We start from the raw sequence: 26,157 nt of genomic DNA on the forward strand, positions 1-26,157 counted from the left end.
GGCTGGTCCGGGTTTGGGCTCGGTCTTGCCCGAAACCCCGGCGGCGCGCGCCGCCCTGGGGTTGCCGACATTCGGCCGGCGCGACGCCGACCGCGTCTCGGTCGCCGCCGGTGCCGTGCTCGGGGCTGGCGCGATGGCATCGGTCGGTCTTGTCGGCCGCCTCGTCCGAGCCGGTCGAGGCGGCCGCTGATCCCTTTGCGCCGGGGTTCGGGGGCTCGACGACTGCCCCTAGACTGACGACATCATGGAATCCCCGTATGCCGCGCTGCGCGCTAGCGTCGCCACGCGCCTGCCCGAGCTTCTCGCCATCCGCCGGGACATTCACTCCCACCCGGAGTTGAGCTGGCAGGAACACCGCACCACGGCCGTGATCGAGCAGGTGCTCACCGAGGCCGGCATTTCCACCCGGCGCCTGCAGACCACCGGCCTGGTTGCCGACATCGGTGCGGGCAATCCCACCGTGCGGGTCGCCCTGCGCGCCGACATCGACGCCCTTCCCGTGCGCGAGCGCACCGGCCTGGACTGGGCCTCCGGCAGCCCCGGCACCTGCCACGCCTGCGGCCACGATGTGCACATCACCGCGCTGATCGGCGCCGGTCTGGCTCTCGCTGAGCAGGCCGGGAGCCTGGCCGCCGCTGGGGCAGCTGTCCGCCTGGTCTTCCAGCCGGCCGAGGAGTCCATCCCTGGTGGGGCCGAGCAGGTCATCGACGAGGGATATCTCGACGGGGTGACCGCGGCCTACGCCCTGCACTGCGACCCCAGCATCGATGTGGGCCAGGTGGGGTTGCGCGAGGGGGCGGTCACCGCGGCGGCCGACGGCATCCACATCAAGCTCACCGGCCGGGGCGGGCATACCTCGCGGCCGCACCTGACCGAGGACTTGACCTATGCCCTGGCGAAGGTGATCACCGAGGTGCCCGCGGTGCTCTCTCGCAAGGTGGACCCGCGCGCCGCGGCGCTGATCGTCTGGGGCCAGGTGCACGCCGGTGCGGCGGGCAATGTCATCCCCTCATCCGGTGAGGCGCAGGGCACCCTTCGCGTGCTCGACGCTGCCGTCTGGGCGGGCCTCGGGCCGATCCTGAAAGAGATCGTCGACGATGTCACCGCGCCCTATGGCGTGGGTGTCGAGTTCGTGCACACGCCCGGCGTGCCCCCGGTGGTCAACACCGCCGACGGCATCGCCGACCTGCGCGCGGCTGCCCAGCAGGTCGGGCTGACCCCCGTCCCGACGGCACAGTCCATGGGCGGCGAGGACTTCGCCTGGTTCCTGCACAAGGCGCCCGGCGCCATGGCCCGGCTCGGCACGCGGGCCCCCGGCGGGCGCACCTACGACCTTCACCAGGGCGACCTGATCGTCGACGAGGCAGCCATCCCGGCCGGCGCGACGCTGCTCGCGGCGACCGCGCTCGAGGCGATCGCACGGCATACGGCCGGGTCTCCGGTCGCGACTTCGTAACGGTTGCGCGCGTTCACTTATAGGTGTACGGGCCGGTAACCACGCCCGGCTAAGCTTCGCTATCGGTTGGCGCAGTGGCGCCTTCGCATCAAAGGAAGATAGGGAGAGCACCTTGCGTCAGATGATGAAGGTTGCCGCGGTGATGACGGCCAGCACCCTGGCCCTCGCCGCATGTGGAAGCAGCACCAGCAAGGAGTCGAGCACCACGAGTGCGTCGGGCGGGTCCTCGGCCTCCGCCAGCTCCAGCGAGACCACGTCCGCGAGCGCGCCCGCGGCCTCCGACGTCAAGGTCGGCATGGCCTTCGACGTGGGTGGGCGCGGCGACCAGTCGTTCAACGACGCCGCCGCTGCCGGCCTGGACAAGGCCAAGGCCGAGTTCGGGATGGAGACCAAGGAAGCCACTGCGGTCAACGACGAGAACGACGCCGCCCGCGAGGAGCGTCTCAACCAGCTCATCGACGCCGGCTACACCCACATCATTGCCGTCGGCTTCGCGTATGCCCCAGCGGTGGGCAACGTCGCCAAGGAGAACCCCGACGTCCACTTCGCGATCATCGACGACGCCTCCGAGGACTCCGAGGGCGCCAACGTCGCCCAGCTGACCTTCGCCGAGTACGAAGGATCCTACCTCGTCGGTGCGGCCGCCGCGCTGAAGAGCAAGACCAACCACATCGGCTTCGTCGGTGGTGTCAACGTCGGGCTGATCAACAAGTTCGAGGCCGGCTATATCGCAGGCGCGAAGGCGGTCAACAAGGACATCAAGATCGACTCGACCTACCTGACCCAGCCGCCGGACTACAGCGGCTTCGGTGACCCGGCCAAGGGCAAGACCGCCGCGGAGGGCATGTTCCAGGGTGGCGCGGATGTCGTCTACCACGCGGCCGGTGGCTCCGGTGGTGGCGTTTTCACCGCGGCCAAGGCGGCCAACGCGTGGGCGATCGGTGTCGACTCCGACCAGGCCCTGACGGCCGAGCAGGGCGTGCGCGATGTCATCCTGACCTCGATGCTCAAGAAGGTCGATGTCGCGGTCTACGACTACCTGAAGAAGGCCGTCGGCGGCGAGGAAGCAGCCGGCAATATCATCTACGACCTCAAGGCCGGCGGTGTCGGCTACTCCACCACCGGTGGGCATGTGGACGACATCAAGGCCAAGCTGGACGACTACTCGGCCAAGTTCATCTCCGGCGAGATCACGGTCCCGGACGCCTTCAAGTAGTCGCCACTGGCTCGGTGACCGCAAACGTTGCGGTCAGTCGGCCAAGGCTCAGTCCCGAGGCCCGGGTCACGCGGTAGCGTGCACCCGGGCCTCGGCCCTTTCTCTCCCGGGTCGCCAGCGGCGGTGGCCATGCGTCTGTGAAGGAGGTTCGCCATCACCGCGAACGCAACGATCTCGTCCCATGCGGGCGACCTGGCCGTAGAAGTCACCGGGATCACCAAACGCTTCCCGGGCGTCGTCGCCAACAAGGACATCGCCTTTCAGGTGCGCCGCGGCACCGTGCACGCCCTCGTCGGCGAGAACGGCGCGGGCAAGTCGACCCTGATGAAGATCCTCTACGGCGTGCAGCGACAGGACGAGGGCACCATCAAGATCAACGGGCAGGAGGTCAATCTCCACAGCCCGTCCGATGCGATCAAGGCCGGAATCGGCATGGTCTTCCAGCATTTCATGCTCGCCGACAATCTCACCGTTCTCGAGAACGTCGTCCTCGGCGCCGAAAACCTCCACGGCATCGGCGGCAACGCCCGGCGCGAGATCACGCGGATCGCGCAGGAATACGGCCTCTATGTCGACCCCGACGATCTGGTCGCCGACCTCGGGGTCGGGGACCGGCAGCGGGTGGAGATCCTCAAGGTCCTCTATCGCGGCGCCAAGATTCTCATCCTGGACGAGCCGACCGCCGTGCTCGTCCCCCAGGAGGTCGACGAGCTGTTCGACAACCTGCGTGAACTGAAGGCCGAAGGGCTGACCGTGCTCTTCATCTCGCACAAGCTCGATGAGGTCTTGTCGGTCGCCGACGACATCACCGTCATCCGGCGCGGTACCACCGTCGCCTCGGTCGACCCAAAGACCGTCAACGCCCGCCAGCTCGCCGAGCTGATGGTGGGCTCCGAGCTGCCCACGCCCGCCACCAGCGAATCAACGGTCACCGACCGCGTGGTGCTACGGCTGCGCGACCTGACCCTCGCCGGGGAATCCCGCGATCTGCTCAGGGATATCGACCTCGACATCCACGCCGGCGAGATCGTCGGCATTGCCGGCGTCGAGGGCAACGGGCAGGCCGAGTTGGTCGAGGTCATCATGGGCATGCGCGAGCCCACGGCCGGTCTGGTCTTCCTCGGTGACACCGACATCTCCGACTGGGGGGTGCGCCAGATCCGCGAGGCCGGGGTCGGCTATATCCCCGAGGACCGGCACCGGCACGGGCTACTGCTCGAGGCGCCCTTGTGGGAGAACCGGATTCTCGGCCACCAGACCGAAAGCCCGAATGTCAAGGGCGCGTTGATCGACGCCCGAGGAGCCAAGCAGGACACCCAACGCATCGTGCGCGAGTATGACGTGCGCACCCCCTCGATCTTCGTCACGGCCGGCTCGCTCTCCGGCGGCAACCAGCAAAAGCTGATCGTCGGCCGCGAGATGAGCCACAACCCCAAGGTGCTCATCGCCTCCCACCCGACCCGCGGCGTCGACGTCGGTGCCCAGGCCGCGATCTGGGACCTGATCCGCGCCGCCCGGCGCGACGGGCTCGGGGTGCTGTTGATCAGCGCCGACCTCGATGAACTGATCGGGCTGTCCGACACTATCCGGGTCCTCTTGCGCGGCAAGTTGACGGGCGAATTCGACCCCGATTCGGTCACCAGCCAGGACCTCGGCTCGGCCATGACCGGTGCGGCTGCCGACACCCCCCAGGATTCCCCCGCGGACCGGCCCGCCGAGCAGCGCAAGGAGCAGGACCGATGAAGAGGCTCGATGTCCGCCGGATCCTGTTGTCGGTCGGCGCGCCGATCGCCGCGCTTCTGGTCGCCGTGATCCTGACGTCCCTCGTGCTCTTCGCGCTCGGCGACCCCGTGCGCGATGTGTGGATCACCATGCTCAGCAAGCCGAAGCCGCGTCAGATCACCAATATCGTCAACGGCGCCATCGTCCTCTACCTCTCGGCGATCGCCGTCGCCGTCGGCTTCCGGATGAATCTGTTCAATATCGGTGTCGACGGCCAATACCGCGTGGCGGCCTTCGCGGGTGCCGTGTTCGCCGGCCAGGCGTGGTTCCCCGGAATCCTCAACGTCCTGGTCACGATCGTCGTCGCGATGGTGGCGGGCGGGCTGTGGGCGAGCATCGCCGCATACCTCAAGGTCAAGCGCGGGGTCAGCGAAGTGATCTCGACGATCATGCTCAACGCGATCGCCACCGGCGTCGTGCAGTGGATGTTGCTCAAGGTCGCCGTGCGGACCAAGGGCTCGAATGCGATCGGCACCAAGACCATCCCCGAGTCCTCCCAGCTGGAGGGCTGGAAGTTGATCCCGGGCGCGACCAACCGGGTCTACTCGATGCTGCTGCTGGCAATCATCGTCGGCTTCCTCTATTGGTTCGTGCTGGGCAAGACGCGCTTCGGTTTCGACCTGCGGGCGACCGGTCGGTCGGAGTCCGCGGCCGTGGCCAGCGGGGTCAACGTCCAGCGAATGGTGATGACCTCGATGATCGCCTCGGGCGCCCTCGCCGGCCTGGTCGGGATGCCCTTGCTCTTCGGTCAAGACCACTCGTATGGCACGACCTTCCAAGCAGGCCTTGGCTTCGCCGGCATCGGCATCGCCCTGCTCGGCCGCAACAACGCGATCGGCATCGCCTTTGCCGCCTTGCTGTGGAGCTACCTCGACACCCAGAGCAATGGCCTGCAGATCCGGGCCGGGGTCGCCCCCGAACTGGTCAACATCATCCAGGGCATCATCTTGTTCGCCATCGTCATCGCCTATGAAGGCGTGCGCCGACTCGATATCCGGCTCGAACAGGCCAAGGTCGCCCGCGAACTGGCCGCGACGCGCGGCCGTCCGGTGGAAGGAGCCGTGGCATGAGCGCCCCGACGACGCATCGCACGAGCGCGGTCGAACACGACGCCGAGCGCAAGGTCGATGTGCGCAAATGGGCGCTGATCATCATCGGCTCCATCCTGTTGATCTCCCTGCTGCGGGTGATCACCGGCGCCAATGACCTTGACTCCTCCGGAGCCGTAGCCGCCGCCTTCGGTCTGGCCGTCCCGATCGCGCTCGCCGGTCTTGGTGGCCTGTGGTCGGAGCGGGCCGGTGTCGTCAACATCGGCCTCGAAGGCATGATGATCCTGGGCACCTGGTCTGCGGCCTTCTTCGCCTACCACATGGGCCCGTGGATGGGCATCCTCGGGGGTGCCCTCGGTGGCCTGGTGGGTGGCCTGATCCACGCCATCGCCACTGTCTATTTCGGCGTCGACCACATCGTCTCCGGTGTCGCGCTCAACGTCATGGGCGTCGGGGCGGCGAAGTATCTCGCCTCGCGCTTCTTCTCCGACCTGCCCGGCGGCGGCCCGACCCAGTCGCCGCCGCTGGATCAGCCACCGAACCTCTCGGTGCCCTATATCGGCGATCCGCTGCTGACCTTGGAGCGCAAGCACATCTTTGTCGTCTCCGATCTGGCGGGCATCGTGCGCGGCCTGACCACCGGGGTCTCGGTGCTGACGATCCTGGCGATCGCGCTCTTCGCCCTGACCTACTGGGTGCTCTGGCGCACCGCCTTCGGTCTGCGCCTGCGGTCGGTCGGTGAGTCACCCGCGGCAGCCGAGTCACTCGGTGTCAACGTCTATCGCTACAAGTTCATCGGCGTGCTCGTCTCTGGTGCGTTGGCGGGCCTCGGTGGCGCCTTCTTGTCACTGGTCGCCTCCAACCTCTACCGGGACGGGCAGACCGGGGGGCGCGGCTTCATCGGCCTCGCCGCGATGATCTTCGGTAACTGGCGACCTGGCGGCCTGCTGGCCGGCTCGGCGCTCTTCGGCTACACCGATGCGATCCGGCTGCGTGCGGGTGGGGCGAGTGTCCACGCCTTCCTCCTGGCCTTTGCCGTGCTCTTACTGCTGGTGGGGGTCTATCAGATCGTCAAGCGATCGGCATACGTCCAAGGTGGCTTCGCTATCGTCGTGGCCGCGCTGACCGCGTGGTGGTACTTCACCACCGACACCGTCGCAGCCGAGCTTGCCGGCACCGCGCCCTATGTCACCACCTTGCTGGTCCTGGCCTTCGCCTCGCAGCGTCTGCGGATGCCGGCCGCGGATGGCCAGATCTATCGCAAGGGCAGCGGACACTAACCCACCCCACGAAGTTTCCGCTCGTGCCTCGCTCCATACTTCGCGGGGACCCCGAGCGCGCATCCCACACACAGATCAGGAGACGCGGATGTCGCCCGCAGACATCGACTGGGAGGCGCTGCGAGTTGCGGCGGTGGCCGCGATGGAGCGTGCGTACTGCCCGTATTCGCGCTTCCCGGTCGGCGTCGCCGGCATCACCACCGACGGCCGGACGTATGCCGGCTGCAATGTCGAGAACGCGGCATACGGGGTCGCGCTGTGCGCGGAGTGCGGGCTGGTCTCCGCGCTGCACATGGGCGGGGGCGGGACGTTCGCGGCTGTCTATTGCGTCGGCGCGGACGGCCAGGCCCTGATGCCCTGCGGCCGTTGCCGGCAACTGCTGTGGGAGAACGGCGGCGCCGACTGCCTGCTGATGACCCCCGAGGGCGTTCTGACGATGCGTGACGTGCTGCCTCAGGCCTTCGGGCCGGAGGAATTGGAGCGGCTGGCGGGCCGCTGAGTCCATGGGCGAGCACCGGTCCGGGGGCCCGCGGGCGTGGCTCGAGATCGCGCTCGTGCTGGCCGCCGCCCGGCACGCGTTTTCAGGCTGTCATGCTTCGGCGCTCGACGTAGCCTCTGGTTGACGACGCGCGTGGGAGCGCTGCCGATCGTGGTGTGGCGGGCGGCAGAACGCCCCACAAGCGCACAGCGTGGCGGTCAGATGAGGTCGAAGGCGCGCGCCAGTGCTGTCGTGAGCGCGTGCTCGTCGTCCTCGTCGAGGAAGCCGATCAGCCGACCAACAGCCACTGCCGGGATGGTCGCGACATTGTCAACGCTCGCTACGCAATCGTGGTCGAGCCCGTTGCGTCGGCCGAGCGGCACTTCGGAGACGAGGCCGCGAATCGTGCTGGTGATGGGTGCGACCGTCCACTTGCTCAGGAGCGGGCGCGCCGAATCCCGGGTCAGGACGATCGCTGGGCGAGCCTTGTCGAGGTGGACGACGTGAATGGCGTGCATCAATCGACCTGGGGGTACTTGCCGACCATCCAGTCGGCGAGGGCGTCAAGGTCGGCATCCGAAGCGCTCCGTCGCAGGACCGTCGCCTCCTCCGCATAGAGACTGCGTCGCAACTCACGCTCGAGCGCCGACTCAACCACCTGAGCTCGCGATTTCGCCCGACCCGATTTCACGAGCGCATCGACGCCGGCGACGAGTTCCTCATCCAGCCGAACCGTAATCTGAATCGACATGCGAAAAGCATACCAATCCGGGATTCGTCACGGCAGGTAGTAGTCACGACGTCGGCCGAGTCGAGCCTGCCGAAGGTTCTGCCATGATGCCGGGATGAGCGAAGCCTTCGATGCCGTCGATGTCATCACCGCCAAGCGCGACAAGCGCGAGCTGACCGACCCACAGATCCAGTGGGTCATCGACGCCTACACCCGGGGGACGGTGGCCGACGAGCAGATGTCGGCCCTGGCCATGGCCGTCCTGCTCAACGGGATGAACCGGCGCGAGATCGCCACCTGGACGGCGGCCATGATCGCCAGCGGGGATCGCATGGACTTCTCCGGCCTGTCGCGCCCGACCGCTGACAAACACTCGACCGGCGGGGTGGGCGACAAGATCACCCTCCCGCTCGCTCCGCTCGTCGCCGTCTTCGGCGTCGCCGTTCCGCAACTGTCGGGGCGGGGGCTCGGCCACACCGGCGGCACGCTGGACAAGCTGGAGTCCGTGGCGGGCTGGCGGGCCGACCTGTCGAACGAGGCCATGCTCGCGCAGCTCGAGGAGGTCGGCGCCGTCATCTGCGCCGCCGGCTCCGGGCTCGCCCCCGCCGACAAGAAGCTCTACGCGCTGCGCGATGTCACCGGCACCGTCGAGGCTATCCCGCTGATCGCCTCCTCAATCATGAGCAAGAAGATCGCCGAAGGCACCGGGGCGTTGGTGCTCGATGTCAAGGTCGGCTCCGGCGCGTTCATGAAGAATGTCGAGGACGCGCGGGAGTTGGCGCGCACGATGGTCGACCTGGGCGCGGACGCGGGCGTCAAAACCGTTGCCCTGCTGACGGATATGTCCACCCCGCTGGGCCTGACCGCGGGCAACGCCCTGGAGGTGCGTGAGTCCGTCGAGGTGCTCGCCGGCGGCGGTCCGGCGGATGTCGTCGAACTGACGGTGCGCCTGGCCGAGGAGATGCTCGACGCGGCGGGCCGCGGCGGCCAGGACGTGCGCGCGGCGTTGACCGACGGCCGGGCGATGGATGCCTGGCGCGCGATGATCGCCGCGCAGGGCGGCGATCCGGACGCCACTCTCCCGGTGGCCCGCGAGACCCACGTCGTCAACGCTTCGGCCGACGGCATGCTCACCACCCTCGATGCGTATGCCGTTGGCGTCGCCGCGTGGCGGCTGGGTGCCGGGCGGGCCCGCAAGGAAGACCCGGTCCAGGCGGGTGCGGGGATCGAGATGCACGCCAAGCCGGGGGATGAGGTGCGCGCAGGCGAGCCGCTGTTGACGCTGCATACGGACACTCCGGAGCGTTTCGAGCGGGCGCTGGCCGCTCTTGAGGGCGGTATCGAGATCGGCGCGGCCGCGGGTGAGCGGCCGGAGTTGATCATCGACCGGATCGCCTGAGCGCGGCTGCCGACTACGGCGACGCGCAGCCCTAGTCTGTGCGGATGGAACTGCGGCCCGACATTGCTGCGGCCCCGAAGGTGCTGCTGCACGACCACCTCGACGGCGGCGTACGCCCGCAGACGGTCATCGAACTGGCCGACGCGATCGGGTATGACGCCCTGCCGGCGAGGTCCGAGGCGGAGTTGGGCGAGTGGTTCCGGACCAGCGCCGACTCCGGTTCGCTCGAGCGCTACCTGGAGACTTTCGCCCACACCGTCGCGGTCATGCAGACGACCGACGGGCTTTTCCGGATCGCCATGGAGTGCGCGCTCGACCTCGCCGCCGACGGCGTGGTGTATGCCGAGTCCCGCTTCGCGCCGGAGCTGCACCTCGAGGGCGACCTGAGCCTCGAAGAGGTCGTCGAGACGGTCAACGCCGGCTTCCGCGCGGGCGAGGTGCTCGCTGCCGAGCAGGGCAAGCCCATCCGGATGGCCGCCTTGCTGACGGCGATGCGGCACGCCGCCAAATCCCGCGAGATCGCCGAGCTGGCGGTGCGCTATCGCGACCTCGGTGTGGCGGGTTTCGACATCGCCGGCGCCGAGGCCGGGTACCCGCCCTCGCGCCATTTGGACGCCTTCGAATACCTCCAGCGCGAGAATGCCCACTTCACCATCCACGCCGGTGAGGGCTTCGGCCTGCCGAGCATCTGGGAGGCGATCCAGTGGTGCGGAGCCGACCGCCTCGGGCATGGCGTGCGGATCGTCGACGATATCGACGTCACGGGTGAGCGTCCGGTGCTCGGGCGGCTCGCGGCATACGTGCGGGACTCGCGGATCCCGCTGGAGATGTGCCCGACCTCTAACCTGCAGACCGGTGCGGCCGTGTCCTACGCCGAGCACCCGGTCACGCTGCTGAAAGACCTGCGCTTCCGGGTCACGATCAACACCGACAACCGGCTGATGTCGCACACCACCCTTGGCGCCGAGATGCAGCATCTGGTCGAGGAGGCTGGCTGGTCGCTGGCCGATCTGCGCTGGGCGACCATCAATGCGATGAAGTCCGCCTTCATCCCCTTCGACGAGCGGTTGGCGCTGATCGACGAGGTCATCAAGCCCGGGTATCACGCGCTCGGTGTGGGCTGATCCGCCGCCTGGGAGATCCGTGTCCGGAACCTCTCGCACCTGAGGCTACCGTGAGGTAAGTTCTGAGGGTACTCGCAGTACTCGATACCTGCGGAGGCCGCTATCTCCCGTCCCACGCAGCGTATGACCGCGCGTCTTTCGGCCGCTGCGGCGATTCTGGCCGGGGCAATCGCCGTGCCGATGGCGGCGCCCGCCAACGCGTGGACCGCCGATGTGATCGCCAACGTCGACCTGACCTCGACGATCAAGAAGCTCAACCAGACCACGACCTTCCCGCGCGGTCAGTTCACCGGGGTCCTCGACAGCGACGCACGCACCATCGTCGGCAAAACGGCGATCCCGCCGGCTACCTCCCAACTCAAGATCGGCAGCCTCCCGCTCGCGGATGTGACCATCAAGATCATCCCGCAGGGCACGTCGCGCACCGACATCAGCTTCGACGGCTGGGACTGGGCGCTGCACACCACCCAGACGGTCGGCCTGCAGATCGTCAGCCTCAAGCCGCCCGGCATGCCGATCAATATGGTGGGCAACTACGGCAAGTCCACGCCTTCACCCAGACGCTCGACGGTCGCTTCCCCACCACGGGGACCGGCCCGGGGACGTCCGACGACTATTGGGAGACGGGCACCTATACGATCCCGAGGTTCAGCAACTGCGGCTTCCTCACCACCGACATCATCAATCTGGCCATCCCCGGCCCCGGCAACACGGCGAGCGTGCACTTCACGCGCTGACGCGCCACCGATCCGCGGCGGTCGCGGGCCGAATCCTCGCGGGTGGTCTTCGCGGTGCGGGCGACCGAGCCCGCATACGCTGCATCAGTGACCGTTCCCGAGCGCCCCGTCTCACCCAACGCCCGGCGCACGCTGCTGTTGGTCACATGGGTCTTCGCGCTCGGCGTGCTCGTGATGATTCCGTGGTCGGCCTGGCTGGCCTGGTCCCTGCCGGAGCGCAGCCTCGCGGTCAACTATGACCTGGCCTGGGCGGGGTTCGACGTCCTCCTCACCCTCGTGCTCGCGGCCGTGGCCATCTCTGCCTGGCGTGGCGGCCGGTGGCTGCCGCCGTTGGCGTCGGCGACCGCCTCCCTGCTGGTGGTGGACGCGTGGTTCGACGTCGTCACCAGCCACGGCCGCGGCGAACGCTGGGAGGCGCTGCTCCGCGCGGCATTCATCGAGTTGCCGCTCGCGGTGGCCTGCATCTGGCTGACGCTGCACAGCCAGGCCATCAACGAGTCCCGGCTGCGGGCCCGGACCCGCAACCTGTCGTAATAGCTGGGGGTCAGTCCGAACTGGAGGAGGATCCGCCGTCCGAGCTCGTTGACCCGGAGTCTAAGGATGCGCCCGCGTCGAAGGTCGGCATCGGCTCGGTGGGTGGGGCGCTCGGCAGTGACGGATCGGGCCTCGTGGTGTCCGGCGATGGGGTGTGGGCCCACACCGGACCCGCCGGCGGATAGGGCTCGCCCGGTGCGGTGGACGTGGGATAGGCCGGTGGTGCCGGCGGGTACTCGGTGCTCATCGGTGCGCTGGGATAGGAGGTCACGCCACCGGCCACGGCGACCAGGCCGACGTAGTGCGCACCGGTTGCCGGCGGCGCTCCAGCGGACGACGGTGTCTGCTGATAGGCGGGGCCACCGGCATACGGGTAGCCCGCGGCGGCCTGCGCGGGGACGCCCTCGCGTCGGCGAGCGTCGAGATACATGATCGTCACATAGACCTGGCTGAACGCCTGATAGAGGAGGTTGACCGCGACGGCGAGCAGGCCAGCGATGATCAGCGTCACGCTGAAGCCCGCCAGGTTGACGGTGCCGTCGCTGCGGGTCAGGCCAGCCATCGGCGCCACCATGAGCCCTTGGCTCAGGAGCGAGACCGGAATGCCGATCAGGTAGAGCATCAGCAGTCGCCCGAAGGTGGGCCACCAGAACCCGCGGCTCAGGCTCCACGAGCGGCGGATCGCGGCAACCGGATCGGCCTTTTCGATGGCCATGGTTTGCAGGCAGTAGATGAACTTCACGCTCAGGAAGGTCATCAACGGGAAGGCGGCGATGAAGGCGAGGAGGGCAACGATCCCGGCGACATTGCTGTCCACATTGGCCGAGGCGAAGGCGGCGAAGCCCACCAGGAAAACGACGACCAAGAAGGCCACCGAGATCAGCAACCCGAAGACGATCAGCCGCCAGACGATCCCGCTCGCCTCCCGCCACAACTGGCCGGTGGTGGGCCGCTCGCCTAGCGCGATGCGATACGCGCCGATGGTGACCGCGCCGTAGGTGCGAAGAAGCACGTAGACCGCGAACAAGAAGAGCAGGAACCCGGCGAGCATGGCGATCGCGACCACCGCGCCACCGCTGCCGTTGGTGGCTCGGGTGCCGCCCACCGCCAGCAGGAAGAGCGCGAGCGCCGGGACCGCGATCACGGCGCAGGCGAGGAGCGGCATCCCGATGAAGGTCTTTGGGGAGCGCATCAGGGTGCGGAAGGCCCCGCCGATAATGTCGCCGACGGCGAGCAGCCGGACGGGCACGGTCGGCTCGCCGCGCGCGGGCGCGTCGGAAGACACTGGGGTAGTCGTCATGGGTGTTGGATCCTCCTGGGCAGGGGGACGGTTCCCCCGGGCGCGGGCTCAATCGTAGGTTGACCGGTCGGATCAGCCGCGCGTCAGGCTCCGCTCAACTTCGCGGGCTGTCGCAGGAGCTGCCCCGAGCCGCTGCGCTCGTGCGACCACGCGGGGCTCTCGGCGCATCAGTTCGACGCCCCGGCGCGCGAGCAGGAGTGGGGGTTTGCGCCGCTCCTTCAGATCCCGCGCGAACCGGCGGACCGCCGTCAGAACCGGTTGATTGCGCACGCACCAGGCGCTGTGCAGGAGGCCGGACTCGCGCAGCGGGCTGACGAGTTCCGCCGCAAAGATCCCCTCTGCGAGGATGAGATCGGTTGGGCGGCATGTGGTTTCGCTCTGACCCACGGTCCGGCTCTGGCCGAGGTCGTAGATCGGTGTCTGGGTCACCCCGCTGTCCACGAGCTCGGCGAGGGCCGCTGCCGCCGCGTCGCGATTCCAACTGTCGGAGTGATCCCAGTCGACGGCGCCGCCGAGCGCGGCGCTGTGCGGCAGCCGGGGGTCGTCGTGGTCGCGATAGAAGTCGTCCAGTCGCACGATGGGCCAGCCGTATGCCGTGTGCAACTTTCCCGCCAGCCGCGACTTCCCGGCTCCGGACGGCCCTGACAACAACACCACGCGGGCCCGAAGATCGCCACTCGTCACTGCGGGCCTATCGTCCCTTGGGGTGCCAGACGGTCTTGGTCTCCAGGAAGGCCTCGAGGCGCTGCAGGCCGGGGACGATCGTGAAGTCCGGCTCGACCGCGCCGGATGCGCCCATCGCCGGACGGACCACGCGCTTGAGGTTGTCGGCGGACGCGCGCTCGAGCTCGGCCCAGTCGATCTCGGTGTCCGCCACGCCGGTCAGGTCGATGGCATTGACATCGCGGTGCGACGCCAGCCAGGGCGCCATCTCTGCCGGATTGCCGGTGATCAGATTGATGACCCCGCCCGGCACGTCGGACGTGGCGAGTGCCTCGGCGAGGGTGATGGCCGGGATGGGCCGCTCGTAGCTGGTCAAGACCACCGCGGTGTTGCCCGACACCACGATCGGCGCGATTACGCTCACCAGCCCGAGTAGCGAACTACGTTGTGGCGCAAGGGCGGCCACGACCCCGGTGGGCTCGGAGGCGGAAATATTGAAGAACGGTCCGGTCACCGGGTTAAGACCACCGAGCACCTGCTGGAATTTGTCGGCCCACCCGGCATACCAGACCCACCGGTCGATCGCCGTGTCGACGATGGCGCTCGCGCGCGCCGCTGTCAGTCCCTCGGCGGCACGCACCTCCTCGACGAACTGGGACTTGCGCGACTCCATGACCTCGGCGACGCGATAGAGCACCTGACCGCGGTTGTATGCGGTGGCTCCCGACCAACCGGCCACTGCGCTTCGCGCCTTGACGACCGCATCACGGGCGTCCTTACGGGACCCGAGCGCCGCGTTGGCGAGGAAACGGCCCTTGCTGTCGCTCACCTCATACGACCGCCCGGACTCACTGCGCGGGAAGGCGCCGCCGATGTAGAGCTTGTAGGTCTTCTTGACCTCCACCCGGCTCATACAGCCTCTCCTGTCGTGACATAGGCGGCCAGCCCGTGGCGCCCGCCCTCGCGGCCGTATCCGGATTCTTTGTATCCGCCGAAGGGACTCGTCGGATCGAACTTGTTGAAGGTATTGGCCCACACCACGCCGGCCCGCAGCTGGTCGGCCATCCACAGAATCCGCGACCCCTTCTCGGTCCAGATCCCCGCCGACAGCCCGTATGGCGTGTTGTTGGCCTTGGCGACCGCCTCACCGGGGGTACGGAAGGTCAGCACCGAGAGCACCGGCCCGAAGATCTCCTCCTGCGCGATTCGGTGGGTCTGGGTCACACCGGTGAAAACCGTTGGACGGAACCAGAATCCATTCTTCGGCAGCGGGCAGCCGTTGTCCCAGCGGGTCGCGCCCTCGGCCTCGCCGGCCGCGCTCAGCTCGGCGATCCGGTCGAGTTGGCGGCGGCTGTTGATCGCGCCCACGTCGGTGTTCTTGTCCATCGGGTCGCCGACCCGCAGGGTTGCCAGCCGGGCCTTGAGCTTGCGCTCGACCTCGTCGGCGATCGACTCCTGGACGAGCAATCGGCTTCCGGCGCAACAGACTTGGCCTTGATTGAAGAAGATCCCGTTGACGATGCCCTCGATGGCCTGGTCGACCGGCGCGTCGTCGAAGATTATGTTGGCCGCCTTGCCACCGAGTTCCAGGGTGGCCTTCTTGCGGGTGCCGGCGATCGAACGCGCAATCATCTTGCCCACGCCGGTCGAGCCGGTAAAGGCAATCTTGTCGATGCCAGGATGGTCGACGATCGCCTGGCCGGTCGCACCCGCTCCGGTGACGATATTGACGACACCGGGCGGCAAATCGGCCTGCTGGCAGAGTTCGGCAAAGAGCAGCGCCGTCAGGGGCGTGGTCTCGGCCGGCTTGAGCACCACGGTGTTGCCCGTCGCGAGCGCGGGGGCGATCTTCCACGCGAGCATGAGCAGCGGGAAGTTCCACGGAATCACTTGCCCCACAACGCCATGCGGACGAGCACCGGCGGCCAGGCCGGCATACGCCAATTTGTCCGCCCACCCGGCGTGGTAGAAGAAGTGCGCGGCCGCAATGGGGACGTCGACATCGCGGCTTTCGCGGATCGGTTTGCCATTGTCAAGGGTCTCCAGCACCGCGAACTCGCGGCTGCGTTCCTGCAGCAGACGCGCGATCCGAAAGAGATACTTCCCCCGGTCGGTGCCGCTCATCGTCGACCAGACCCGCGTGTATGCCGCCCGCGCGGCCTTGACCGCGGCATCCACATCGGCCTCGCTCGCCTCGGCGATATCGGCCAGGACTTCTTCGGTCGCGGGGTTGATGGTCTTGAACGGCGTCCCCGTGGCCTCGACGAATTTGCCGTTGATGAACAACCCGTAGCTGCTCTTGATGTCGACAACCGCGCGGGATTCCGGCGCGGGGGCGTACTCGAATTTGGGCATGTCAGTCGTCCTCAGTAGGCCGTGCTCGGGGAGTCATCGGCGACGTAGTCGTTGCCCGAGTAGGCCCCGGTCCTTAGCCGTTGGCGTTGCAGGAGTAGGTCGTTGAGCAAACTGGAGGCACCGAAGCGGAACCAGTGGTTATCGAGCCAGTCCTCGCCCGCGACCTCGTTGACGGCGACGAGGAACTTCAGGGCATCCTTGCTGGTGCGGATCCCGCCGGCCGGCTTGACCCCGACCATCTCCCCGGTCAGGGCGCGCCAGTCGCGCACCGCCTCGAGCATGATGAGCGTCACGGGCAAGGTGGCAGCGGGGGAGATCTTGCCGGTGCTGGTCTTGATGAAGTCCCCGCCCGCGAGCATCGAGAGCCAGGAGGCGCGCCGGACATTGTCATAGGTGACCAGTTCGCCGGTCTCCATGATCACTTTCAGGCGAGCCGCGCCGCATGCGGCCTTGACCTGGGCGATCTGGTCGAAGACGAGGAGGTAGTCGCCGGCGAGGAAGGCGCCGCGGTCGATGACCATGTCGATCTCGTCGGCGCCAGCGGCCACCGCGTCGGCGGTGTCGGCGAGTTTCACGGCCATACTGGCTCGGCCACTAGGGAAGGCGGTCGCGACGGCGGCAACCTTGACGCCGCTGCCGACGAGGGTGTCCTTGGCGATCGCCACCATGTCGCCGTAGACGCAGACGGCGGCCGGGGACGGCGTGCTCGGATCGCTCGGATCGGGCACGAGCGCCTTGGTGGCCAGACCGCGCACCTTGCCCGGAGTGTCCGCACCCTCGAGGGTGGTCAGGTCGATCATCGAGATGGCCGTGTCGATGGCCCAGGCCTTGCTGGCCGCCTTGATCGAGCGGCTGCCGAGGCTCGCGGCCCGGGCCTCACAGCCGACCTGATCGACGCCCGGCAGCCCGTGCAGCCAGGTGGTCAGGGCAGAGTTGGTCAGACGGCTCACGCCGAGCAGGTCGCGGGCTCGGGCGGTGGCGTCGACGGCGGTGTCGGGCGCAAGGGAACTCACTGATCAAGTGTACGGGCGGGTAGGGCCAATGCGTGTGCTCCACGGCGCGCGTGCGGGCGGATGCGCGGGCGAGTGGGCACTATCGGGTGTGCGGTTGCGAGTTCTTCGCGGGTGGGTTTAGTTTCGCGCTTAGCCCGTCAAATCTGGTGTGTCCCAAGGTCACACCGGTGCCGGTGTCATCGAGGGGGATGCATGAGCGAATCCGTCGACCTACGTCAGGCCGAGTCCCGTCCGCCTGCGACGGAACCCAAGGGCAAGGATCCACTCGTCGGTCAGGGCATGTTTGTCCTGTTCGTCGTGCTGGTTGCCTGCTTCACCGCGTGGGGCGTCGCCGCCGACCTGACGACGCCCATGGTCGCGGGCTTCAAACGCATCTTCGAGATGAGCACCTTCCAGGCCTCGTTGGTGCAACTGGCCTATTTCGGTGCCTACTTCCTGCTGGCGATACCGGCCGCCTTCATCAACCAGAAGTGGGGCTATAAGACGGGCCTGCTCTGCGGGCTCGGGCTCGCGGCGATCGGCGCCTTCGGCTTCTATCCGGCGAGCAAGATCATGACCTATGAGGCTTTCCTTGTCGCGCTCTTCGCCATGGCTGCGGGTTGCTCGATCCTGGAGACGTCGGCCAACCCGTATGTCATCGCGCTCGGCCCGGAGTCGACCGCGACCCGTCGGCTGAACTTCGCCCAGGCGTTCAACCCGCTGGGAACCAACATCGGCGTCCTGCTGGCGGCCACACTCATCCTGCCCAAGCTCGAGGACAACCCGGTCGACCTCTCCGCGCTGAGCCCGGAGCAACTGCATACGATCCGGGCCGGTCAACTTGGCGCGGTGATGGGCCCCTACCTCGGGCTCGCGCTCGTACTGGTAACGATCTGGGTGACGATCGCCTTCCAGAAGTCGCCGCCGATTAGGGAGGAGTTTGCGGACGAAGGTGAACTATCCGCGGATCAGTCGATCGCGAAGGTTCTGTGGTCGCGCAAGCGCTATCGCTTCGGGGTGATTGCGCAATTCTTCAATGTCGCCGCGCAGGTGTGTTGCTGGACGTACATCATCCAGTACGCCCAGCAGGCCATCAACGGCAGCTTGGCTCTCGGCGGTTATCTCCTGCAGATCAGCCTCCTGATCTTCCTCGCCTCGCGCTTCTTCATGACCTGGCTGATCGGCCGCGTTCGGGCGACCAAGGTTCTCGCGGCACTGGGATTCTTGGCCGTCCTGCTCTGCGTGTTCGCGATGATCTCGCCGAATATGGCGGGCGTCGTGGCCGTGGTGGCGATTTCCTTCTGCCTCTCGCTGATGTTCCCAACGATCTATGGCGTCGCCTTGCAAGGGCTTGGCCCGGCCACGAAGTTCGGTGCCGCTGGGCTGGTCATGGCCATCGTCGGCGGCGCCATCATGCCGCTGGTTCAGGGCATCCTCATCGACAAGACCAGCGCCGCCTTCTCCTTCATTGTCCCGGCCGCCTGCTTCGCGGTGGTCGCCCTGTATGCCGTCTACGACCTCAGGGCGCCCGGCGGCTCCGCCGTCCTCGCCTCGGAAGCGTGAGTGCCATGCGTCGATCGACCCGCCTGTTGCCCCTCGCCCTCGTCGCGTCCGTCGCGCTCGCCGGATGCTCCGGCAAGGAGACCAGCGCGACTCAGGCCACCGACAAGCTCGAGGTGATGTCCTGGTGGACCTCCGCCTCCGAAGCGCCTGCCTTCAAAGTCCTCACCGACGCGTATGCCGCGGCCAACTCCGGCGTCCAGGTCACCAACGCCTCGGTCACCGGCGGCGCCGGCGCGAATGCTCGAGTGGAGTTGGCCAAGCGGCTCGCGGCCGGCAATCCCCCCGACGTGTGGCAGACCTTTGCGGGCGCAGCGACCGAGGCCTTCGCCTCCACCAAGACGATCCGCGACGTCAGCTCGGTCTTTGCCACCGGCGGGATCAAGGAGGCCATGCAGCCGACCATCCTCGACTGGGTGACGGTCGACGGCAAGCCGTATGCGATGCCCACCGGCGCCCACCGCCAAAACGTCCTCTTCTTCAACAAGGCGGTCCTGGACTCCGCCGGAGTTTCTGCGCCCGCCGCGGCGTATACCACCAAGGCCTTCCTCGCCGATCTGGAGAAGCTCAAGGCCAAAGGCGCGACACCGCTGTGCATGGGCGGCAAAGACGCCTTCACCACCGGCGAACTCTTCGAGAACATCCTGCTCGGGACCGCCGGCCCCAAGGCGTGGGGGCAGATCCAGGACGACAAATTCGATTGGAACGGCACGGCGGCCAAGGCGGCCTTTGCGGGCCTGGACAAAGTCTTGTCCTATGCCGATACCGCCTCCGACAGCCAGTCCTGGGACCAGGCGGCGGGCAAGCTCGCCAAGGGCGAGTGTGGCTTCCTGACGATGAACGACTCCGGCTACGGCGAGATCGTCAAGGCCGGCGGCACCGACACCACGGTCGGCGAAGTCGCCTACCCCGGCACCGATGGCAGCTATCTCGCGGTCGTCGACGTCTTCGTCGCGGGCACGACCGCGCCGAACGCCAAGAACGCCCTGGCCTTCCTTGCCACGCTCGCCGATCCGGCAACCTCGGTGAAGTTCAGTGCGATCAAGGGGTCGGTGCCGGTCCTGAAGACGGCTGATGTGGCGAGCCTGCCCGCATACGAGCAATCGGCGTCGAAGGCGCTGTGGAGCAGCGAAGTGCTGCCGTCGCTCGTGCACGGTGAGGCGATGAGCCCGAAGTTCACCCAGGGCTTCTACGACGGCGTCGCGGCCTACGTCCGCAGCCGTGACTCCGCGTCCTTCGTCAAGGCCCTGAGCGAAGCCGTCAACCCCAGCCGCCCCCAGGGGCACTGACCTTCCTCGTCGAGAGGCCGGTTCAGCCCCGTCGAGTGGCCGGTTCAGCCTCGTCGGCGGAAAGGCCCTCGCGCGACCGGAAAATCACGCCGGCGTGGTCGCGCTCTCCATGTCTGCCCGGATAGCCGCGAGCCGGTCGGCGGCGCGCCGGCGCGCGGGAATCAGGTCGTCCGAACCGGCGACGGGTTCGATGACTTCGAGGTAGATCTTCAGCTTCGGCTCGGTGCCTGACGGCCGCACGATGATGCGCGAGTCGTCGGCCAGGTAGTAGCGCAAGCCTTCGGTCGGGGGCAGATCGGGTGAGCCCTGCGCGAGATCGTCGGTGCGCGCAACCGCCGTGCCCGCGACATCGCTCGGGCTGGCCCTGCGCAGTCGCGCCATGATCGCGTCGATGAGGGCGAGGTTGTCGACGCGGACCGAGAAGGCGTCCGTCGCATAGACGCCGTGCTCGATCGCGAGGGCGTCGAGAACCGCCTGCAGATCGCTGCCGGCTGCCTTTTGGCGCGCCGCGAGCTCGGTAAGCATCAGAGCGGCCGTGATGCCGTCCTTGTCGGGCACCCGGGCGGAGTCGACGCAATAGCCGAGCGCCTCTTCGTAGCCGAAGGCGAGGCCGGGCACGCGGCCGATCCACTTGAATCCCGTCAACGTCTCGACATGCTCCACGCCGGCCGCCCGGCACATCGCCGCTAGCAGCCGGGAGGAGACGATGGAGTTGGCCATCGGTCCGCTCACGTCCCCGCGCCGCAAAATGTGCGCTCCGAGGAGCGCGCCGACCTCGTCGCCACGCAGCATTCGCCACCCGCCCGGCCCCGGGATCGCCGCGGCGCACCGGTCGGCGTCCGGGTCGTTGGCGATCACCAGGTCGGGGCCGGTCTGCTCGGCGAGTTCGATCGCCAGATCCATTGCCCCCGGTTCTTCTGGATTGGGGAAGTTCACGGTCGGGAAGGCCGGGTCCGGTTGCGCCTGTGCCGCAACAGGAATCGGGACATCGAAGCCTGCGTGCTCGAAAGACCGCAGGATCGTCTCGGTGCCGACACCATGCATTGCCGTATGGACGACGGTCACCTCCCGCGGTGCCGCCGGATCGACGACGCGCACGGCATCGGCCACATAGGCGTCGAGAACGTCGTCGGCGAGTGCCTCCCATCCGTCCTCCGCCCGCGGAACGCTCGCGACGGCCTCGACCTGCGCGATGTGCGCGGCGATCTCGGCGTCGGCGGGCGGGACGATCTGAGAACCGTCGCCGAGGTAGACCTTGTAGCCGTTGTCCTGCGGCGGGTTGTGGCTGGCCGTGACCATGACGCCAGCGTCCGCGCCGAGGAAGCGAATGGCATACGCCAGGACCGGCGTGGGCAGCGGGCGCGGCAAGATGGCGGCGCGACCGCCGGCCGCCACGACGACCGCAGCCGTGTCCCGCGCGAAGACGTCGGAGTTGATCCGCGCGTCGAAGCCGACGACGACAAAGGGTTCGGGCGTGCGTTCGCGCAGGTAGGCCGTCAGTCCCGCCGCCGCCCGGATCACGACGGCGCGGTTCATCCGGTTTGGGCCCGCGCCGAGGGCTCCGCGTAGCCCGGCCGTGCCGAACTGGAGCATCCCCGCGAATCGGTCCGCGAGGTCCGACCCGGCGCTCTCGGATCCGGCTTCGGCATCGGCGATGACCGCGAGCAGTTCCGTGCGCGTCTGCGCATCCGGGTCGTCCGCGGCCCAGGCCCGGGCGGCGGCGAGGAGGCTATCGGAGGCGGGCGCGAACGGCATACGGGCTCCCTTGTCACGGTGTGTGGCGCGTGGCCCGACCTTATCGGGGTGACCGCCGGCGTAGCCCGCAGGCACACGCGCCCCGTGCGCCGGTGGCGTCATCGACTTCTTCCTGTCGAGGATCCTTTCTGCCTTTAAGTTGGCTGCGTGGCGGTCAATATACGAAATCTTGGGCTATGACGCCGACGGGCTGCCGGGCTGATGGTCATCGACTCATCGGCCCTGGTGGCGATCATCCTCGGCGAGTCCGACGCCGAGCGCTTCCTCGACGCGAACGCCGCGGCGCCCGAGTCCGCAGTCTCGGCTGCGAGTCTGACCGAGGTCGTCGTGACCGCCCGTCAAGGCGATGCCGCCGCGGACGATTTGCATGCGCTTGTGGCGGACTTGGAAGTCGACGCGGCGGCGTTCGATGAGGAACAGGCCGTCACCGCCCACCGAGCGTGGCGGCGATTTGGCAAGGGCCGGCATACGGCCGCCTTGAACGTCGGCGATGCGATGGCGTACGCCTGCGCTGCGCAACGCGGCGCACCGCTGCTGTTCAAGGGGCAGGACTTCACGCAGACTGATATCGGTGCGGTTCTCTGAGTCAGGCGCGCCCTTCGCTCGACCGATCAGATGGTCGTGACGATGCGCGCGAGCAGGTCGCCGCACCGGGTGGCGGCTGCCTGGCCGGCCTCGACGACCTCGGCGTGCGAGAGCGGCGTTTCGGAGATGCCGGCGGCGGCATTGGTCACCAGTGAGATGCCGAGGATCTCCAGCCCGGCCTGGCGCGCGGCGATCGCTTCGAGGGTCGTGGACATGCCGACCAGATCGCCGCCGAGGATCTTGGCCATGCGCACTTCCGCCGGTGTCTCGTATTGCGGGCCTCGGAACTGCACGTAGACGCCCTCCTCCAGGCTCGCGTCGACCTGCTTGGCGAGGGCCCGCAGCCGGGGCGAATAGAGGTCGGTCAGGTCGACGAAGGTCGCACCCTCCAACGGCGAGGCCGCGGTGAGGTTGAGATGATCGCTGATGAGCACCGGCGTCCCGGGCGCCCACTCCGGACGCAGGCCGCCGCAGCCATTGGTCAAGACGATCGCGCGGCAGCCCGCAGCCGCGGCGGTCCGCACACCGTGCACAACGGCGCGCACGCCCCGGCCCTCGTAGAAATGGGTGCGCGTGCCGTAGACGAGGGCGCGGCGCCCGGTGTCACCGATGGCGACCGAGCGCATCGTGCCGCTGTGGCCGGCGACCGCGGCCTTGGCGAAACCGGGCACCTCGGTGTTTTCGATCGTCGCGAGCGTCTCGCCGATGCGGTCGGCGGTCTCGCCCCAGCCCGAGCCGAGCACCAGCGCGATGTCGTGACTCGGGACGCCCGTGCGCTCGGCGATCACCGCCGCGGCGTCGGCGGCGATGGCGAAGGGGGCCGCCCCGGGGGCGTCCAGCGGGTTGGCGGTCGGCGTCGGTTCGCTCACGGGCGAACACTACTGCCCGGCCGCCTCCAACTAACCTCTGCAAGGCAACCCCACGAAGTCCTTCGCTCCTCCGTCGCTGCGATACTTCCCGGGGACCCCGTCCCTCGTGGTCGAGTGGCTCGGCATAAACGGAGGTGTCGTGGGTCGGACGCGGAAAGGGCAGGTATGAACGCGCGCGGTCGAGTTGTCATCGTCGGAGGGGGACCCGGCGGGTACGAAGCCGCTCTCGTCGCCGCGCACCTCGGTGCCGAGGTCACCATTGTCGAGCGCGACGGGCTCGGGGGCGCGGCCGTGCTCACCGACTGTGTCCCGAGCAAGACCCTCATTGCGACTGCGGACTATATGTCTGGCATCGCCCTGGCCCCCGAACTCGGCGTCGACCTGCGCGATGAGGACGGCGACGCCATTGCCCACGCCCGTGCGGACCTGCCGCGGGTCAACCAGCGAGTCCTCGATCTCGCCTTGGCCCAGAGCAGCGACATCGCCCGCCGGCTCGATGAGGTCGGCGTGCGCGTCCTGCCCGGCGAGGCCCACCTCATCGACGCCCAGACGGTCCGCGTGCGCTCGGGCGACGACGAGTCCGACCTGCCCGCCGACGTCATTCTGCTCGCGACCGGCGCCAGTCCCCGCGTCATGCCGACAGCGCAGCCGGACGGCGAGCGCATCCTGACCTGGCAGCAGATCTACGGCCTCGCCGAGTTGCCCGAGCACCTGATCGTCGTCGGCTCCGGCGTCACCGGCGCGGAGCTCGCGCAGGCCTATCTCGGCCTCGGGGCCCGGGTCACGCTCGTCTCCAGCCGCGACCAGGTTCTCCCCGGCGAGGACACCGACGCGGCCGCCGTGATCGAGGACGTCTTCACCAAGCGCGGAATGACCGTGCTCTCCCGCTCGCGCATGGAAGCCACCGAGGTCGTCCGTGATACGGCTGGCGTCGCTACCGGAGTCGCCGTCACCCTGACCGACGGCCGGGTCGTCGAGGGCTCCCACGCCCTGCTCGCGGTTGGCTCCGTGCCCCAGACCGCCGGCCTGGGGCTCGCCGAGGTCGGCGTCCAGACCGCGGAGAGCGGCCACATCCTCATCGACCGGGTGTCGCGGACCAGCGTGCGCGGCGTGTATGCCGCGGGCGACTGCACCGGCGTCCTGCCCCTCGCCTCGGTGGCCGCCATGCAGGGCCGGATCGCCATGGCGCATGCCCTCGGCGACGCCGTCTCGCCGCTGAGCCTCGACGTAGTGTCGGCCAATATCTTCACCGACCCCGAGATCGCCACCGTCGGCCTGTCCCAGAAGGACGCGGACGCCAAGGGCCTGAGCATTGACGTCGGCATCCTGCCGTTGTCGCGCAACCCACGCGCGAAGATGCTCGGCATCACCGACGGCTTCGTGAAATTCCTCGCCGAGAAGGGCAGCGGCACCGTCCTGGGCGGCGTGGTGGTCGCCCCGCGCGCCTCCGAGTTGATCTTCCCCGTCACCCTGGCGGTTGCGCACCGCCTCAATGTCGACCAACTCGCGAGCGCCTTCACCGTCTACCCGAGCCTGACCGGCTCCATCGCCGAAGCCGCCCGGCGCCTGCACGCCACCGACTGACGCCCCCAGCGCACACTTGCCGTATGCCGTCCCCTCGCATCGACGTCGTCGCCGCCCTTCTCGTCGACGACCTCGCCGTCCCCACCCAGGTGCTCACCGCCCGGCGCACCGAGCCGCCGCTGCTGGCCGGCGGCTGGGAGATCCCCGGCGGCAAGGTCGACCCGGGGGAGGGCCCCGACGATGCGTTGCATCGGGAGATTCGCGAGGAGCTCGGCGTCACCATCACCCTCGGCGAACAGATTCCCGGCCCGTTGGCGAGGTGGTGGCCGCTCGGTGAGCGCTATCGGATGCGGGTCACGATCGCGCAGGTGAGCGACGGCATACCGGCTCCGCTGGAAGGGCATTCGGAACTGCGCTGGCTGACGCGCCACTCCCTCTGGTCGGTCGACTGGCTGCCCGGCAACCGTCCGATCGTTGCGGCGGCTGCCGCCAGACTGTGGAACGACTGAGCCACTGACCGGCCCACGGGAGAAGATGGGCGCCCCGATCCCGAGTGAGGAGCAGACGTGCCCGTCACCATCCCGAGTGCTCTGCCGGCCCGGCGCATCCTCGAAGGCGAGAACGTCTTCGTGATGACGCCGGGGCGAGCCGAGCACCAGGACATCCGGCCGCTGCACATTGCCATCGTCAACCTGATGCCCACCAAGCTGGCCACCGAGACGCAGTTGCTCCGCCTGCTCGGCAATACCCCGCTTCAACTGGAGATCAGCCTGGTCCGGATGGCCAGCCACGACCCGCGCAACACCGCGCAGGCCCACTTGGACGCCTTCTACCAGACCTTCGATGAGGCGGCCGAGCACAAGTTCGACGGACTGATCATCACCGGCGCGCCGATCGAGACGCTGGAGTTCGAGCAGGTCGACTACTGGCCCGAGCTGCAGCAGATCATGGATTGGAGCCGCGACCACGTCTTCTCCACCATGCACGTGTGTTGGGGTGCCCAGGCGGGGCTCTACCACCGCTACGGGATCCGCAAATATCCGTTGGCGCAGAAGATCTTCGGCGTTTTCCCGCACCAGGTCCTCGATCCGCGCAATCGCGTCCTGAGCGGCTTCGATGAGGTCTTCCCGGCGCCGCATTCCCGGCATACGGAGACCCGCGCCGCCGACATCGAGGCGACCGAGGGGCTCGATCTGCTGGCCGTCTCGCCCGAGGCGGGCGTCTATCTCGCGGCCAGCTCGGACGGTCGCGAGCTCTATGTCACCGGCCACCCCGAATACGAGCGCGACACCCTCAAGCTCGAATACGACCGGGATGTGGCCCGAGGTCTCGACATCGAGGTCCCGCGGCATTACTTTCCGGCCGACGACCCGACCCAGCCGCCGATGGTGACCTGGCGTTCGCACGCCTTCCTGCTCTACGCCAACTGGCTGAACTACTGCGTCTATCAGCGCACGCCCTACGACCTCGGTGCCATCGG

Annotated in this window: 27 protein-coding genes; 17 read left to right on the top strand and 10 right to left on the bottom strand. The window is 68.2% G+C overall.

What is annotated here, in order from left to right:
* A partial coding sequence (locus PKH97_RS01950; protein WP_324385717.1) for a hypothetical protein occupies nucleotides 1–190 on the top strand: 190 nt, incomplete at its 5' end.
* Between the two features lie 54 nt (nucleotides 191–244).
* Nucleotides 245–1,456, top strand: a complete 1,212-nt coding sequence (locus tag PKH97_RS01955; RefSeq protein WP_324385718.1) for an amidohydrolase — start codon at nucleotides 245–247, stop codon at nucleotides 1,454–1,456.
* A gap of 117 nt (nucleotides 1,457–1,573) precedes the next feature.
* Here the strand turns inward: PKH97_RS01955 and PKH97_RS01960 are convergent, their stop codons facing one another.
* Nucleotides 1,574–1,753: a hypothetical protein gene (locus PKH97_RS01960; RefSeq protein ID WP_324385719.1), complete on the bottom strand. Its 180-nt coding sequence runs from the start codon at nucleotides 1,751–1,753 to the stop codon at nucleotides 1,574–1,576.
* Between PKH97_RS01960 and PKH97_RS01965 the strand changes: the two genes are divergently transcribed.
* The 5 genes from PKH97_RS01965 to PKH97_RS01985 all read left to right on the top strand — a co-directional run bounded on the left by PKH97_RS01965 (nucleotide 1,752) and on the right by PKH97_RS01985 (nucleotide 7,282).
* Complete coding sequence (locus tag PKH97_RS01965; protein WP_324385720.1) at nucleotides 1,752–2,672, top strand: BMP family ABC transporter substrate-binding protein; 921 nt, start codon at nucleotides 1,752–1,754, stop codon at nucleotides 2,670–2,672. The genes PKH97_RS01960 and PKH97_RS01965 overlap by 2 nt on opposite strands.
* A 252-nt stretch (nucleotides 2,673–2,924) precedes the next feature.
* Complete coding sequence (locus tag PKH97_RS01970; protein WP_324385741.1) at nucleotides 2,925–4,415, top strand: ABC transporter ATP-binding protein; 1,491 nt, start codon at nucleotides 2,925–2,927, stop codon at nucleotides 4,413–4,415.
* A complete protein-coding gene (locus PKH97_RS01975; protein ID WP_324385721.1) occupies nucleotides 4,412–5,524 on the top strand; it encodes an ABC transporter permease in 1,113 nt (370 codons plus the stop codon). The genes PKH97_RS01970 and PKH97_RS01975 overlap by 4 nt, the downstream gene beginning before the upstream one ends.
* Nucleotides 5,521–6,783: an ABC transporter permease gene (locus PKH97_RS01980; RefSeq protein WP_324385722.1), complete on the top strand. Its 1,263-nt coding sequence runs from the start codon at nucleotides 5,521–5,523 to the stop codon at nucleotides 6,781–6,783. The genes PKH97_RS01975 and PKH97_RS01980 overlap by 4 nt, the downstream gene beginning before the upstream one ends.
* An 88-nt stretch (nucleotides 6,784–6,871) precedes the next feature.
* On the top strand, nucleotides 6,872–7,282 hold the full coding sequence (locus PKH97_RS01985; protein ID WP_324385723.1) for a cytidine deaminase: 411 nt from the start codon (nucleotides 6,872–6,874) through the stop codon (nucleotides 7,280–7,282).
* 197 nt (nucleotides 7,283–7,479) lie between these two features.
* On the opposite strand, the gene PKH97_RS01990 is transcribed toward PKH97_RS01985, so the two are convergent.
* Both PKH97_RS01990 and PKH97_RS01995 read right to left on the bottom strand, forming a co-directional pair.
* On the bottom strand, nucleotides 7,480–7,779 hold the full coding sequence (locus PKH97_RS01990; protein WP_324385724.1) for a type II toxin-antitoxin system PemK/MazF family toxin: 300 nt from the start codon (nucleotides 7,777–7,779) through the stop codon (nucleotides 7,480–7,482).
* Nucleotides 7,779–8,012, bottom strand: a complete 234-nt coding sequence (locus tag PKH97_RS01995; RefSeq protein WP_324385725.1) for a ribbon-helix-helix domain-containing protein — start codon at nucleotides 8,010–8,012, stop codon at nucleotides 7,779–7,781. Before PKH97_RS01995 ends, PKH97_RS01990 begins: the two co-directional genes overlap by 1 nt.
* Before the next feature lie 94 nt (nucleotides 8,013–8,106).
* Between PKH97_RS01995 and PKH97_RS02000 the strand changes: the two genes are divergently transcribed.
* From PKH97_RS02000 to PKH97_RS02015, 4 genes are all read left to right on the top strand, one after another.
* On the top strand, nucleotides 8,107–9,390 hold the full coding sequence (locus PKH97_RS02000) for a thymidine phosphorylase (RefSeq protein ID WP_324385726.1): 1,284 nt from the start codon (nucleotides 8,107–8,109) through the stop codon (nucleotides 9,388–9,390).
* Nucleotides 9,391–9,434: 44 nt separating this feature from the next.
* A complete protein-coding gene (locus PKH97_RS02005; RefSeq protein ID WP_324385727.1) occupies nucleotides 9,435–10,514 on the top strand; it encodes an adenosine deaminase in 1,080 nt (359 codons plus the stop codon).
* Between the two features lie 123 nt (nucleotides 10,515–10,637).
* Nucleotides 10,638–11,342 carry a hypothetical protein gene (locus tag PKH97_RS02010; RefSeq protein ID WP_324385728.1) on the top strand — a complete coding sequence of 235 codons (705 nt, stop codon included), beginning with the start codon at nucleotides 10,638–10,640 and terminating at the stop codon, nucleotides 11,340–11,342.
* Nucleotides 11,339–11,785, top strand: coding sequence for a hypothetical protein (locus PKH97_RS02015; RefSeq protein WP_324385729.1), 447 nt, complete (start codon nucleotides 11,339–11,341; stop codon nucleotides 11,783–11,785). Before PKH97_RS02010 ends, PKH97_RS02015 begins: the two co-directional genes overlap by 4 nt.
* Nucleotides 11,786–11,795: 10 nt before the next feature.
* Here PKH97_RS02015 and PKH97_RS02020 read toward each other — a convergent pair whose 3' ends face one another.
* The 5 genes from PKH97_RS02020 to deoC form a co-directional block, all read right to left on the bottom strand.
* Nucleotides 11,796–13,085: a glycerophosphoryl diester phosphodiesterase membrane domain-containing protein gene (locus PKH97_RS02020; protein ID WP_324385730.1), complete on the bottom strand. Its 1,290-nt coding sequence runs from the start codon at nucleotides 13,083–13,085 to the stop codon at nucleotides 11,796–11,798.
* Between the two features lie 72 nt (nucleotides 13,086–13,157).
* Nucleotides 13,158–13,769, bottom strand: coding sequence for an ATP-binding protein (locus tag PKH97_RS02025; protein ID WP_324385731.1), 612 nt, complete (start codon nucleotides 13,767–13,769; stop codon nucleotides 13,158–13,160).
* A gap of 7 nt (nucleotides 13,770–13,776) precedes the next feature.
* Nucleotides 13,777–14,661, bottom strand: coding sequence for an aldehyde dehydrogenase family protein (locus PKH97_RS02030; protein WP_324385732.1), 885 nt, complete (start codon nucleotides 14,659–14,661; stop codon nucleotides 13,777–13,779).
* Nucleotides 14,658–16,103 (bottom strand): aldehyde dehydrogenase family protein, encoded by a 1,446-nt coding sequence (locus PKH97_RS02035; RefSeq protein WP_324385733.1) that lies wholly within the window; start codon nucleotides 16,101–16,103, stop codon nucleotides 14,658–14,660. The genes PKH97_RS02030 and PKH97_RS02035 overlap by 4 nt, the downstream gene beginning before the upstream one ends.
* 11 nt (nucleotides 16,104–16,114) lie before the next feature.
* Nucleotides 16,115–17,062: a deoxyribose-phosphate aldolase gene (deoC, locus tag PKH97_RS02040; protein WP_324385742.1), complete on the bottom strand. Its 948-nt coding sequence runs from the start codon at nucleotides 17,060–17,062 to the stop codon at nucleotides 16,115–16,117.
* A gap of 246 nt (nucleotides 17,063–17,308) precedes the next feature.
* On the opposite strand from deoC, the gene fucP reads away from it, so the two are divergent.
* Together fucP and PKH97_RS02050 are read left to right on the top strand one after the other, a co-directional pair.
* Complete coding sequence (gene fucP / locus PKH97_RS02045; protein WP_324385734.1) at nucleotides 17,309–18,658, top strand: L-fucose:H+ symporter permease; 1,350 nt, start codon at nucleotides 17,309–17,311, stop codon at nucleotides 18,656–18,658.
* A gap of 5 nt (nucleotides 18,659–18,663) precedes the next feature.
* Nucleotides 18,664–19,944 carry an ABC transporter substrate-binding protein gene (locus tag PKH97_RS02050; RefSeq protein ID WP_324385743.1) on the top strand — a complete coding sequence of 427 codons (1,281 nt, stop codon included), beginning with the start codon at nucleotides 18,664–18,666 and terminating at the stop codon, nucleotides 19,942–19,944.
* A gap of 84 nt (nucleotides 19,945–20,028) precedes the next feature.
* On the opposite strand, the gene PKH97_RS02055 is transcribed toward PKH97_RS02050, so the two are convergent.
* Nucleotides 20,029–21,699 (bottom strand): phospho-sugar mutase, encoded by a 1,671-nt coding sequence (locus PKH97_RS02055; protein WP_324385735.1) that lies wholly within the window; start codon nucleotides 21,697–21,699, stop codon nucleotides 20,029–20,031.
* 201 nt (nucleotides 21,700–21,900) lie between these two features.
* Between PKH97_RS02055 and PKH97_RS02060 the strand changes: the two genes are divergently transcribed.
* Nucleotides 21,901–22,284 carry a type II toxin-antitoxin system VapC family toxin gene (locus tag PKH97_RS02060; RefSeq protein WP_324385736.1) on the top strand — a complete coding sequence of 128 codons (384 nt, stop codon included), beginning with the start codon at nucleotides 21,901–21,903 and terminating at the stop codon, nucleotides 22,282–22,284.
* Between the two features lie 26 nt (nucleotides 22,285–22,310).
* Here the strand turns inward: PKH97_RS02060 and PKH97_RS02065 are convergent, their stop codons facing one another.
* Nucleotides 22,311–23,153: a purine-nucleoside phosphorylase gene (locus tag PKH97_RS02065; RefSeq protein WP_324385737.1), complete on the bottom strand. Its 843-nt coding sequence runs from the start codon at nucleotides 23,151–23,153 to the stop codon at nucleotides 22,311–22,313.
* A gap of 165 nt (nucleotides 23,154–23,318) precedes the next feature.
* On the opposite strand from PKH97_RS02065, the gene PKH97_RS02070 reads away from it, so the two are divergent.
* The 3 genes from PKH97_RS02070 to metA form a co-directional block, all read left to right on the top strand.
* Nucleotides 23,319–24,737, top strand: coding sequence for an NAD(P)H-quinone dehydrogenase (locus PKH97_RS02070; RefSeq protein WP_324385738.1), 1,419 nt, complete (start codon nucleotides 23,319–23,321; stop codon nucleotides 24,735–24,737).
* Nucleotides 24,738–24,760: 23 nt separating this feature from the next.
* Nucleotides 24,761–25,186 (top strand): (deoxy)nucleoside triphosphate pyrophosphohydrolase, encoded by a 426-nt coding sequence (locus tag PKH97_RS02075; protein WP_324385739.1) that lies wholly within the window; start codon nucleotides 24,761–24,763, stop codon nucleotides 25,184–25,186.
* A 57-nt stretch (nucleotides 25,187–25,243) separates the two neighbouring features.
* On the top strand, nucleotides 25,244–26,157 hold a 914-nt coding region (gene metA / locus PKH97_RS02080), incomplete at its 3' end, for a homoserine O-succinyltransferase (protein ID WP_324385740.1).

The organism is Nostocoides sp. (assembly GCF_035343835.1).
GTDB lineage: Bacteria > Actinomycetota > Actinomycetes > Actinomycetales > Dermatophilaceae > Nostocoides_A > Nostocoides_A vanveenii.

Bases quoted from the DNA above. Each gene is read 5' to 3' on its own strand.
- PKH97_RS01980 (WP_324385722.1), top strand. From the start codon at position 5,521: ATGAGCGCCCCGACGACGCATCGCACGAGCGCGGTCGAACACGACGCC.
- PKH97_RS01960 (WP_324385719.1), bottom strand. From the start codon at position 1,753: ATGCCGACCTTGACGTCGGAGGCCGCGGGCGCGCTCGCGGACGTGGTC.
- PKH97_RS01985 (WP_324385723.1), top strand. From the start codon at position 6,872: ATGTCGCCCGCAGACATCGACTGGGAGGCGCTGCGAGTTGCGGCGGTG.
- PKH97_RS01990 (WP_324385724.1), bottom strand. From the start codon at position 7,779: ATGCACGCCATTCACGTCGTCCACCTCGACAAGGCTCGCCCAGCGATC.
- PKH97_RS02005 (WP_324385727.1), top strand. From the start codon at position 9,435: ATGGAACTGCGGCCCGACATTGCTGCGGCCCCGAAGGTGCTGCTGCAC.
- PKH97_RS02050 (WP_324385743.1), top strand. From the start codon at position 18,664: ATGCGTCGATCGACCCGCCTGTTGCCCCTCGCCCTCGTCGCGTCCGTC.
- PKH97_RS02000 (WP_324385726.1), top strand. From the start codon at position 8,107: ATGAGCGAAGCCTTCGATGCCGTCGATGTCATCACCGCCAAGCGCGAC.
- PKH97_RS01955 (WP_324385718.1), top strand. From the start codon at position 245: ATGGAATCCCCGTATGCCGCGCTGCGCGCTAGCGTCGCCACGCGCCTG.
- PKH97_RS02060 (WP_324385736.1), top strand. From the start codon at position 21,901: ATGGTCATCGACTCATCGGCCCTGGTGGCGATCATCCTCGGCGAGTCC.
- PKH97_RS02075 (WP_324385739.1), top strand. From the start codon at position 24,761: ATGCCGTCCCCTCGCATCGACGTCGTCGCCGCCCTTCTCGTCGACGAC.
- PKH97_RS02010 (WP_324385728.1), top strand. From the start codon at position 10,638: ATGACCGCGCGTCTTTCGGCCGCTGCGGCGATTCTGGCCGGGGCAATC.
- PKH97_RS01965 (WP_324385720.1), top strand. From the start codon at position 1,752: ATGGCCTTCGACGTGGGTGGGCGCGGCGACCAGTCGTTCAACGACGCC.
- PKH97_RS02030 (WP_324385732.1), bottom strand. From the start codon at position 14,661: ATGAGCCGGGTGGAGGTCAAGAAGACCTACAAGCTCTACATCGGCGGC.
- fucP (WP_324385734.1), top strand. From the start codon at position 17,309: ATGAGCGAATCCGTCGACCTACGTCAGGCCGAGTCCCGTCCGCCTGCG.
- PKH97_RS02070 (WP_324385738.1), top strand. From the start codon at position 23,319: ATGAACGCGCGCGGTCGAGTTGTCATCGTCGGAGGGGGACCCGGCGGG.
- PKH97_RS01995 (WP_324385725.1), bottom strand. From the start codon at position 8,012: ATGTCGATTCAGATTACGGTTCGGCTGGATGAGGAACTCGTCGCCGGC.
- PKH97_RS01975 (WP_324385721.1), top strand. From the start codon at position 4,412: ATGAAGAGGCTCGATGTCCGCCGGATCCTGTTGTCGGTCGGCGCGCCG.
- PKH97_RS02020 (WP_324385730.1), bottom strand. From the start codon at position 13,085: ATGACGACTACCCCAGTGTCTTCCGACGCGCCCGCGCGCGGCGAGCCG.
- PKH97_RS02035 (WP_324385733.1), bottom strand. From the start codon at position 16,103: ATGCCCAAATTCGAGTACGCCCCCGCGCCGGAATCCCGCGCGGTTGTC.
- PKH97_RS02055 (WP_324385735.1), bottom strand. From the start codon at position 21,699: ATGCCGTTCGCGCCCGCCTCCGATAGCCTCCTCGCCGCCGCCCGGGCC.